The organism is Planococcus sp. A6 (assembly GCF_028823615.1).
Lineage (GTDB): Bacteria > Bacillota > Bacilli > Bacillales_A > Planococcaceae > Planococcus.
Window position 1 is genome coordinate 1 of record NZ_JAPEHT010000123.1, and the last position, 9581, is coordinate 9581.

General features: G+C 47.9%; 10 protein-coding genes. 6 read left to right on the forward strand and 4 right to left on the reverse strand.

Annotation, left to right across the window (positions count from 1 at the left end; translation table 11 throughout):
• The 3 genes from ON064_RS14910 to ON064_RS14920 all read left to right on the forward strand — a co-directional run.
• Positions 1-634, forward strand: a 634-nt coding sequence (locus ON064_RS14910) for a tryptophan 2,3-dioxygenase (RefSeq protein ID WP_274625393.1), incomplete at its 5' end; no start/stop codon positions are given.
• A 17-nt stretch (positions 635-651) separates the two neighbouring features.
• Positions 652-1362, forward strand: coding sequence for a glycerophosphodiester phosphodiesterase family protein (locus ON064_RS14915; RefSeq protein WP_274625394.1), 711 nt, complete (start codon positions 652-654; stop codon positions 1360-1362).
• Positions 1359-1523, forward strand: coding sequence for a hypothetical protein (locus ON064_RS14920; protein WP_274625395.1), 165 nt, complete (start codon positions 1359-1361; stop codon positions 1521-1523). The genes ON064_RS14915 and ON064_RS14920 overlap by 4 nt, the downstream gene beginning before the upstream one ends.
• Before the next feature lie 58 nt (positions 1524-1581).
• Here the strand turns inward: ON064_RS14920 and ON064_RS14925 are convergent, their stop codons facing one another.
• The 4 genes from ON064_RS14925 to ON064_RS14940 all read right to left on the reverse strand — a co-directional run bounded on the left by ON064_RS14925 (position 1582) and on the right by ON064_RS14940 (position 5694).
• Positions 1582-2601, reverse strand: a complete 1020-nt coding sequence (locus tag ON064_RS14925) for a DUF2804 domain-containing protein (RefSeq protein ID WP_274625396.1) — start codon at positions 2599-2601, stop codon at positions 1582-1584.
• A 99-nt stretch (positions 2602-2700) separates the two neighbouring features.
• On the reverse strand, positions 2701-3564 hold the full coding sequence (locus ON064_RS14930; RefSeq protein ID WP_121298487.1) for a DegV family protein: 864 nt from the start codon (positions 3562-3564) through the stop codon (positions 2701-2703).
• A 102-nt stretch (positions 3565-3666) separates the two neighbouring features.
• On the reverse strand, positions 3667-4242 hold the full coding sequence (locus ON064_RS14935) for a glycerol-3-phosphate acyltransferase (protein ID WP_274625397.1): 576 nt from the start codon (positions 4240-4242) through the stop codon (positions 3667-3669).
• A gap of 72 nt (positions 4243-4314) precedes the next feature.
• Complete coding sequence (locus ON064_RS14940; protein WP_274625398.1) at positions 4315-5694, reverse strand: dipeptidase; 1380 nt, start codon at positions 5692-5694, stop codon at positions 4315-4317.
• Between the two features lie 150 nt (positions 5695-5844).
• On the opposite strand from ON064_RS14940, the gene ON064_RS14945 reads away from it, so the two are divergent.
• From ON064_RS14945 to ON064_RS14955, 3 genes are all read left to right on the forward strand, one after another.
• A complete protein-coding gene (locus ON064_RS14945) occupies positions 5845-7119 on the forward strand; it encodes a hemolysin family protein (RefSeq protein ID WP_274625399.1) in 1275 nt (424 codons plus the stop codon).
• A 194-nt stretch (positions 7120-7313) separates the two neighbouring features.
• The gene (locus tag ON064_RS14950; RefSeq protein ID WP_121298480.1) at positions 7314-7850 is read left to right on the forward strand and encodes an RNA polymerase sigma factor; all 537 of its coding nucleotides are present in this window, start codon (positions 7314-7316) and stop codon (positions 7848-7850) included.
• Positions 7851-7960: 110 nt separating this feature from the next.
• Entirely contained in the window at positions 7961-9409 is a 1449-nt protein-coding gene (locus ON064_RS14955; protein WP_274625400.1) for a phospholipase D-like domain-containing protein, read from the forward strand.
• Positions 9410-9581: the final 172 nt, after the last annotated feature.

Genomic DNA, 9581 nt, shown 5'->3' on the forward strand with positions numbered 1-9581 from the left:
CATCCGCCATATCGAAGCGGATGATCTGCAGCCGGCGTTCAAGCAATTGGCGCGCGTATCGCGCATCCAGTCACAGATCATCCAAGGCTGGGATGTGCTGTCGACCTTGACCCCTGCTGAATACTTGGAGTTCCGGGATGACCTCGGCAATGCAAGCGGCTTTCAGTCCTATCAGTACCGCATGATCGAATTCGCGCTCGGCTACAAAACCAAGCATGTCTTGAGCATCTATGAAAAAGACCCAGTCTTGCACGAGCAATTAACAGAAGCGTTCCACGCACCGGGCTTGTATGATGCCGCCATCCAAAAGTTAGCGCGCAGTGGGTTCGAAATTGACGAAAGTGTACTATCACGCGATGTCAGCACTGTATACGAATCGAATGACAGCGTCCGTGAAGCGTGGAAGGAAATTTACCGCAACGTTGATGAGCACTGGGAACTGTATCAATTGGCTGAGAAATTGGTCGATATTGAAGATTGGCTGCAGCAATGGCGTTTCCGCCATATGAAAACGGTTGAGCGGATCATCGGTTTCAAACAAGGAACAGGTGGATCTTCAGGCGTCAATTATTTGAAGAAAGTATTGGATCAATATTTCTTCCCGGAACTTTGGCAAATTCGGACAGACGTTTAAAAGCAGGAGGTTAGCTTATGGAGATTTTTGCGCATCGCGGAAGTTCGGGCACACATCCGGAAAATACGCTGCCTGCTTTTGAGGAAGCTGCAGCATTGCCGGTTCATGGCGTGGAACTGGACGTTCATTTATCGAAAGACGGTGAACTCGTCGTCATCCATGATGAAAAAGTGAACCGCACAACAAATGGCAAAGCTTATGTGAAAGACATGACGCTTGCCGAACTGAAAAAACTGGACGCCGGAAGCTGGAAAGCAGACGAATGGGCCGGAACCGAAATGCCGACATTGGCAGAAGTTTTTGGGGTATTTGAAAACACCCATCACGTGCTGAATGTGGAACTGAAAACGGACGTTTTCCCGTATGTGGGCGCGGTGGAAAAAGTGGCTGAGCTTGCGGCTGAACAGGGCATGGAACATCGGCTTGTCATTTCTTCATTCAACCACCTGGATGTAAAGCTGGCGATGGATCGCCATCAATTACCAGGGGCGATTTTGGCTTCCAATATTTTGGTGGATATAGCCGCTTATGCAGAGACAGTCGGAACGAAACGGCTTCATCTGTCCTTGCCGTATGCGCTTCGACACGGTGCCGAACTGATCGAAAAAGGTTTTGAGGTCTATGTCTATACCGTCAACCGGCTAGACTACGCTGAGCAATTGAAGCAGATCGGCGTCTCGGGCATCTTTACGGATTATCCGGAAAAAATGCTGGGGGAATTGAAATGAAACTAGTTGCATTGAGTATATGGGTGGTTGCAGCATTCACTTTAGGAGTCACCGGTGCTGCAACTTGGCCGCTCGTTGCAGGAATAATCCTGCTCCCTGCATTTTTTATCGGAAAGCCTTGGTATAGCAGCTTTAAGAAAAAAACAGCCGAACACAAATAGAAAACCGCCTGAAGGATATCGGAACGATATCCTTCAGGCGGTTTTTCATTTGAAATAATTACCACTTGGCATAATGTTCTTCTACAGAGCCGAGCAATTGGTGGATTTTCAGCTTCTTGCCATCTGTATAGCGGACGTAGCCATTGTAATAGCCGAACAATTGATGAACTTCCGATTTCACAAGACGTACATCCGATTTTGACACGCGTTCGTAAAAAGGAGTGAACGTCAATTTAACGTCATCGGTCAATTTCGTGTGGATCAGCCACGGCTTTTTGAAATCTTCTTCATCATAACGGAAAATGACGTCTTCGCTGATTTTAGTCATACGGCCATTGACGAAAAAGGCGTTTTCCGTCATGCCCGTGCCGTCGGTCCATTTGCCACCGAAATTCAATCCGATCACTTTGCCGAGCGAGCGCTGGGAAGCCATTCCCCAGTTCCAGGTCGATTCGCGCGGCCAGATGCCCCGGCCGTAGTCCAATACCGAAAAGCTATCCAATTCATCAAAATCATAGCGTCTAGGCCCGATTTGGACCGTTCCGTTTGTCGGCAAGGCATGATGTTTCGAGGTGAATTGAAAGGTTTGGCGATTCCACGGGATGACAACGTTCAGCGACTCCATTTCAGCTGGATGGGCGATTGTCAGTGAGGCATGTAATTTCTCCCCATCGAAATCGGGGATGGTAACCGCCAAGCGGGTTTTTCCATCCTCATAAATGGAGTGGACGGATATCTCCGAATTACGGAAAAGTGAACTGTCCAACACGCTGTCGGATAAGCGCAAATTTCTGGAATAGGGCACCATAACCGTTTTTTCGAAAAAGCGCTGTGTTTCATAGTTTAAGAAATAAACGAAGCAGACAGCGGCATAATCCAGATGGCAGATGGTGGCCGAGAAAACGATCTCATCGCCGAAGACACACCAATAATTCCATTTCTTCTTACGAAGGAAATTGCCTTTCAGATTGCTTTCGACCAAGGGCTTCTTTGCATAGCCGATAGCGCTTGGATTCAATTGGCCTTTGGCGTCACATAATTTAACGTGTTCTGTAAGTTCCCGTTCAACATGTTGCATCGAATCCACCTCACTGTCTTTATATGCCCTTATTGTATCAGAATTCCCCAGATTTTCCCGGGAAAATGCTGTAAGATAGGCCTAAAGACTAGCGATTTCTTATACGGAAGCTGGGGGTCTTCTCCACATGAACGCAAGTGTGCCTTCTCCAGCGTGGACGGCCAGTGATGAACTGAGATTTCCGATCAGCACTTCGGCTTCAGGCGCAAACTTTAAAAGTTCCGCCTTCAACTCTTCCGCCTGCTCGGGGATGTGCCCGTGCATAATCTGGAAGTAATCGATCCCGTATTGTTCGTGGTCTGCTTTTGCACGATCGAGCAAATAAGCCAGCGCTTTCTTATGGGAACGAACTTTGTCGATCGGCTCAAGTTCGCCTTTCTCGGTAAGCTGGACGATCGGCTTGATCTTTAGGACGCTGCCGATGTAATATTGTGCGCCGCTCATCCGGCCGCCTTTATATAATTGGCTCAAATTGCCGATTAGGATGAAATTGCGGAAATCTGTTGTTTCCTGCTCAAGCCGCTGGGTAATTTCTTCAGCGGAAAGCCCTTGATCTTGCAGCTTCAATCCGCGTTCAAGAAGCCCAGACAGCCCGTATGACAAAGCGAGTGAATCGACAGTGTATACCTTGAAATCCGTCATCTCGGCGCCGGTCATGGAAGAAGCGATCGTGCCGCTTAACTTGGCGGAGGCATGGACAGCGATGGCGCACTCATATTCCTCTTTCAGCTTTTCATAAAGTTCCGCAAATTTCCCTGCAGATGGCTGGGAGGTTTTCGGGAAATCCTTTGAGCTTTTCATGCGTGCGTATAATTCATCGTTTGAGAGGTCGATGCCGTCATCGATAAATTCTTCCGAGCCGAAATGGATATTCAGCGGGACGATATAGACATCGGGGTGCGATTTGAATTGTTCTGTGACATATCCGGTCGTATCCATGATCCATGCAATCGGTTTTTTCATCGTAAAACCCCTATCTATTGAGTATTTTGAATAATAAAACTATAACACGGATAATAATATGGTCCTAGCTTTCATGAATAAAAATCTCCAAGAGCGGGACATTCAGGCTTTGTTTGAAGGAAAACGTCTCTCCATTGAAATTTTAATATCCGCTTTGTGGCGAATTACAATAATAATAATGGCCAGAAACAGCGGCCAGACAACAGATTGAACTTGAAACGCAAAAGCGACGGCGAAAAAGGCGCTGAAGCCTGCGAGCATCGACAAAGTGGCGCTTTTCAGCCACGGATAGAAAGCGAACGACAAAACAAGCATCGCCAAAAACAAATCAGGCGTCAGCCAAAAGGCGACCCCAGTAAAGGTCGAGATGCCTTTGCCCCCGCGGCCTTTGCGCCATAGCGGATAAATGTGCCCGATGACTGAAAGCAATCCCGCAACGGCAACGGACCATAATGAGAATTCGAGCCAAAGCCCTGCCCATACAACGACTGAACCTTTCAGGAAGTCGCCGAGAAACACCAATAGGGAGGCTCTGCGCCCGAGAACGGCCAAGGCATTGCGGGCGCCGGGATTTCCGCTGCCTGAAGAAGTCAAGTCTACACCTTTCCATTTCCCTATCCATAGTGCGGTCAAAACAGTACCAAGTAAATAACTGCCTATCCAATACAAAATAACCATCGTATCCCTCCAGCAAATAACTGCAATTTCATAAAAATAATAGCCTCCCCAAATCAGGGGAGGCTATGAAGATTATTGGCCTAATGTTGATGCTTCAAACAAATAATCGCTAATCACGCGGAGCCCTTTATCAAAGTTCTCCAAATGGAAATGTTCGTTCGGCGCGTGGAAGTTTTCCGATGCCAGCCCGAAGCCCATCAAGACGACAGGGAATCCGAGAATTTCATCGAACGCAGCGACAATCGGAATCGATCCGCCCATACGCGTGAAAGCGGTCGGCACTTGATACACTTTTTCATACGAGCGGCCCGCTGCCTGGATGGCCGGATGATCGTATGGCGTCAGGAACGGCTTGCCTTTATCAAATTCGGTGATGTCGACTGTGACACCTGCCGGCTTATGCGCTTCAACATGCGCTTTCAACTTGGCGATGATGTCGTCCGGATCCTGGTCAGGAACGAGGCGGCAAGTGATTTTTGAGCTGGCTTCAGCGGGCAAGACGGTCTTGATGCCTTCGCCGGAAAATCCGCCGGTGATGCCATTGACCTCGAGCGTCGGACGGATCCATGTGCGCTCGACGAATGAATAGCCTTTTTCGCCGAAATCTTCTGAGATGCCGATTGCCTGCTTTTCATTTTCCAAATCGAAATCCAGTGCGGCGAATTCCGCACGTTCCTCGTCTGAAACGGGACGGACGTCGTCGTAGAAGCCTTCGACTTGGATGACACCTTCTTTGTCACGGAACGATTCGAGGATTTCCACAATGGCGTGGAGTGGGTTCTGGACAGCTCCGCCGTAAAGACCGGAATGTAGGTCGCCTTTAGGGCCATTGACGTCGATCTGGATGCCCGCAAGCCCGCGCAGCCCGTAACAGACAGCCGGGCGCCCTGGCCCTTGCATGCCGGTATCGGAAATGACGATGATGTCAGCCGATAGCTTGTCTTTATTGTCTTCGACGTATTTCGGCAAGCTCGGGCTGCCGATTTCTTCTTCGCCTTCAAGGATGAATTTGATATTGACTGGAAGTTCGCCGTTCAAATCAAGCAAAGCTTCGACTGCTTTCATATGCATGAACACTTGGCCTTTATCATCGCTTGCGCCGCGTGCATACAATTTATTGTCACGCACGTGCGGGTCGAAAGGCGGTGTTTCCCATAAGTGGAGCGGGTCGACCGGTTGGACATCGTAATGGCCGTAGACGAGGATTGTCGGTTTCCCTTCGGCGTGGAGCCAGTCGGCGTAGACGACCGGATGGCCATCGGTTTCATCGATGCTGGCATTTTCAAGACCTGCTTTAGTCAATGATTTGATAAGCCATTCCGCGCCTTTTTGCATATCGGCTTTATGTTCGGACAAAGAGCTGATCGATGGGATGCGCAAAAAACTTTTCAATTCTTCGAGATGGGCCTGGCGGTGATCTTTGAAGTACTTATCGATTTGAGTGGCGTTCATAAAATCCCTGCTTTCCAGTATTTTTAGTATGTGGAAATTATAGCATAGCTAAGTTGTCCTTTTCGACAAGAGGAAAATTGCTGTGGTATTATGGATAATACGGAAACAGATCGAAAAAATTTTATATGTATTTTACTGGAGGAAGTAAATTTGTTTATAGCATTGGCATTATTTCTGATCATGTCGTTTTTCCTGTCGGGAAGCGAAACGGCACTCACGGCAGTTAATAGGATGAAGGTCCATCTTCGCGCGGAGCAGGGGGACGTCAAAGCCCAAAAGCTCGAAAAATTGATCGCGAAGCCGGACCGGATGATCACGACTATTTTGATCGGTAATAATATTTCCAATATCATGCTGCCTACACTCGTCACGACCATCGCCATCACGGAAGGATGGGAGGTCGGATTGGCGACAGCCATCTTGACGGTTGTCCTGATCATTTTCGGGGAAGTGCTGCCAAAGACCATTGCCGCGACTTTTGCGGATAAAATCGCTTATATCGTAGCCCCGGTTATCTCATTCCTGGTGGTCATCTTCAAACCATTGACGTGGCTGCTCGCCCAGTTCACGAATATTTTCATCCGCATCATCTCCAAAGGCAGCGTCAAAGAAGCGACGATGACCAAAGAAGAGCTGCGCACGATGGTCGATATTGCGTCGACGGAAGGGACCTTCGAAGCCGACGAATCGGAGCGCATCAAAGGCGTGCTCGACTTTCCTCATAAGGACGTGTCGGATGTCATGTCGACACACCGGACCGATACGGTCGGCATTTCGATCGATCTGACCTATGAGGAAGTCCGTGACTTGATCCTGGATTCCTCATATACGCGTTATCCTGTATACGAAGAAAGCATGGACAATGTCGTCGGCTTGTTCTATTCCAAAAAACTCATCGAATGGTCGATGAACCCGAACTTGACCTTGGCGGAGTTGATGGATGACAATCCATTATTCGTCGTGCAATCAGTGAGCGTCGAGAAAGTATTCAAATTGATGATGGCGAAGAAAAAGCACATGGCCGTCATTTTGGACGAATACGGCGGAACGCTCGGGATTGTCACACACGAAGACATAATCGAGGAAATGATCGGACAGGACATTGAGGACGAGACGGACGACGAAGACGATGAACTGGTCTTTGAAATCAACGACAGCCAATTGTCATGCCACGGCCGCCTGGAAATTGAAGACGTCAATGAAATGTTCGAAGTCGAAGTCCCGGAAGACCATGACACGATTGCTGGCTTTGTCATGCAGCAGCTTGGCCATGTGCCGGAGGTCGGCGAAGAATTCACTTATGAAAACTTGCACGTAGTCGTCAATGAAATGGACAGAAACCGCATCGAGCGGCTGACAATCACAAAACTCGCTGTACCTGAAGAACAAGAAACAATCAGCGAAAACGCAAGCAAAAGACAATAACGAAATGTACCTGAAGAACAAGAAACAATCAGCGAAAACGCAAGCAAAAGACAATAACGAAATCCGGCCCGGATGATGGGCCGGATTTTTTATTTCTTACACTATTGTAAGGAGACTGAAAGAGGGAACGATAGAGCGTAAGCCTAAACTCAGGCACAATAAAGGCATAAGATCACCGAACGGAGGTAACACCGATGGAAGAGCTATATGCCGAATATAACCGCTATATCTATCATTTATGCCTAAAACTTACCCGCAACAAAGCTGAAGCAGAAGATTTGATGCAGGAAGTATGGCTGAAAGTAGTACGCTATGAATCCTCAATCGCCGAAGTCGACCATGCCAAGGCGTGGCTGACGACGATTTGCATGAATACATTCCGTGACCGCTACCGTAAAAACGTGCGCCGCAGCAAACATATCGCCAACCAGCCGGAAGGACTCGATGTCTCATTGCTGGATTTGATTCCAACCGATGAGACCGGGACAGCTGAATTATTGGAAAAACAAGATGTCTCTGTCATGATCCGCCACAAAATTTCAGAACTGGATACGATTTACCGGACGACGATCGTTTACTTTTACGTCCATCAATATTCACTCGTTGAAATTGCTGAGACCATGAAAGTATCGATCGGCACGGTGAAATCCCGCCTTCACCGCGGAAAACAGCGCCTAAAAGACATGCTCATGGAAGACGTAAGAACCCGCGAATACGTAGTGATTGCCTAATATTTTCCTAACCCCAGCCATTATTTGGCTGGGGTTTTTATATGGAAAATAATAACTGATATTTTTCTGTGACTCTTCCGCTTATAATGAAGCAAAGGAGCGGGAGAGACATGAGAAAAATCAAGAATTACAGCAAGCGAAGGCGCATTATTATGGGAACTGTAGGAATACTTGCTGCGATGTATATAATTGTAATAATTTGGCACACGTTTAAGCCCTTGCCAGTAGGCGTGTCATACGCTGGAGATTTGCACAGTGCCGAGCAAGTAGAAATGATTTATGATCTGAGCTATGCACAGGATAAGGAAGGCACAGATTTGGAAAGCGAGCTGCGGATTTTCGATGAAATCCATGAACTGATCGATGAAGCAGAGGAATTTCTCGTGCTCGACCTGTTCCTATTCGATAATTACAACGATACGGAAACCGCGTATCCAGCGATTGCAGAACGCTTGGCGGATCATTTAATCGAGAAAAAGAAAGAAAATCCCGATTTCCCGATCTATTTCATCACCGACCCGTTGAATGTCGGATACGGTTCTTATGAAAGTTTGCTGCTGGAAACCTTGGAAGCGGAAGGGGTCGAAGTGATCATCACCGACCTCGATAAATTGCGCGATTCGATGCCGCTGTATTCAGGCTTGTACCGGGTAATTTTTCAATGGTTCGATAATCCAGGGGACGGTTGGATAGCAAATGCCATGTCGAGCGACGCACCGGATATGACGCTTTCATCTTACATGCAAATGATGAACATCAAGGCGAATCACCGGAAGACCGTTGTTTCAGAGCAGGAAGCAATCATCAGTTCAGCCAATCCACACGATGCCAGCGGTTTGCATGGCAATATGGCATTCCGTGTCAGCGGGCCGGTGCTCGATGATATTCTGGAAGCTGAGGAAGCGGTTTCGAAATTATCTGGCGGTCCAGATTTTCCGAGAGCGGAAATGCCTGAACAATCAGGTGACTATGAAGTGCAATATGTCACTGAACGGCAAATTTTGAAAGCTCTCTTAAAGCATATGGACAGTACAGAGGAAGGCGATAGCATCCAGATGGCCATGTTCTATTTATCAGAGACCAGTGTAGTCGACAGTTTGGTGGAAGCATCGAATCGCGGCGTAGAAATACAGCTTGTACTCGATCCAAACAAAAATGCATTTGGCAATGAAAAGACCGGTTTGCCGAACCGGCCGGCAGTGAACGGGTTGGTGGATGCAGCCAGCGATTCTTTGGCAGTCCGCTGGTACAATCCGGTAGTCGGGCAATTCCATACCAAAACAATAATGATTCAAAATGGCGAAGAAACGGTCATTCTGGGCGGTTCCGCCAATATGACCGAACGCACGCTGATGGATTATAATTTAGAAGCGGATATTCTCATCAAAGCGCCGACCGATAGCGAATTGGTCGGCGAACTGGATACGTATTTCGAGCGGCTGTGGAACAACGAAGATGCCCTCTACACACTCGACCTGGAAGAATACCAAGACGAGTTCACGTTCTGGCAGCGCGGCATCTACAACTTCCAAAAGCTCTTCAAGCTGACGACTTATTGAAGGGAAGTAAGTAAAAGATATGAGAAACATAGTAAGTATAAATAGCTTGTGCTATTCGACTGTGCTTCAATGGCTGCTTGGGGCCAGCAGGATACTAGAGAAATAAAAATAAGTGAGTGGAAAAGCTTCCGCTTTTCGACTACGTTGCAGGGGGCTGCTTGCCGTGGGGCGG

Bases quoted from the DNA above. Each gene is read 5' to 3' on its own strand.
- ON064_RS14915 (WP_274625394.1), top strand. From the start codon at position 652: ATGGAGATTTTTGCGCATCGCGGAAGTTCGGGCACACATCCGGAAAAT.
- ON064_RS14920 (WP_274625395.1), top strand. From the start codon at position 1,359: ATGAAACTAGTTGCATTGAGTATATGGGTGGTTGCAGCATTCACTTTA.
- ON064_RS14925 (WP_274625396.1), bottom strand. From the start codon at position 2,601: ATGCAACATGTTGAACGGGAACTTACAGAACACGTTAAATTATGTGAC.
- ON064_RS14930 (WP_121298487.1), bottom strand. From the start codon at position 3,564: ATGAAAAAACCGATTGCATGGATCATGGATACGACCGGATATGTCACA.
- ON064_RS14935 (WP_274625397.1), bottom strand. From the start codon at position 4,242: ATGGTTATTTTGTATTGGATAGGCAGTTATTTACTTGGTACTGTTTTG.
- ON064_RS14940 (WP_274625398.1), bottom strand. From the start codon at position 5,694: ATGAACGCCACTCAAATCGATAAGTACTTCAAAGATCACCGCCAGGCC.
- ON064_RS14950 (WP_121298480.1), top strand. From the start codon at position 7,314: ATGGAAGAGCTATATGCCGAATATAACCGCTATATCTATCATTTATGC.
- ON064_RS14955 (WP_274625400.1), top strand. From the start codon at position 7,961: ATGAGAAAAATCAAGAATTACAGCAAGCGAAGGCGCATTATTATGGGA.